At 59.9% G+C, this 446-nt stretch carries 1 pseudogene; it reads right to left on the bottom strand.

Going from position 1 to position 446, the window contains the following annotated elements:
• Window positions 1–418 (bottom strand): annotated as a pseudogene (locus ACTHUE_RS20425) (MFS transporter); the annotation flags it as partial.
• Window positions 419–446: the final 28 nt, after the last annotated feature.

Raw genomic sequence — 446 nt, 5'->3', positions numbered from 1 at the left:
TCAGCAGGCTGAACGCCAGCATAAAGCCAGCCGCCGCCGTCTGTCCGTATTCCTGATACAGCCCCAATACCAGCGCGCCGCCGATCATTTTGCCGCCGCGTGCGGCCATCGTTTGCATCACGCCGCCGAAACCGCGTTCGCGGTGCGGCAGGACGATGCATGACAAACCCAGCATCGCGCAGCCGTACACCGCCGACATCGCCGAGAGTAGTACGCAGCAGGTCAAAAGCAGCGCGAAGTTCTGCGTTATGTCGGTCCAGGCCATCAGCTCGAACACTGCCGAAAGCCCCAGCTTCGCCGCCCGCAGCCAGCCGCGAAAACGCCCCGCCGGCCGCCGTTCCATCAGTGCGGCAACCAATCCCTTCGATGTTTCGATGCTGCCGATTAAATGAATGTAGCTCTGTTGATTCGGGCTATAACTTGTCTATTATGGAAAGCTGGAGATG

It is taken from the genome of Neisseria sp. P0021.S005, assembly GCF_051956955.1.
Note: the sequence above shows the minus strand (reverse complement) of the source record. Positions and strands in the feature narration are given on the sequence as shown.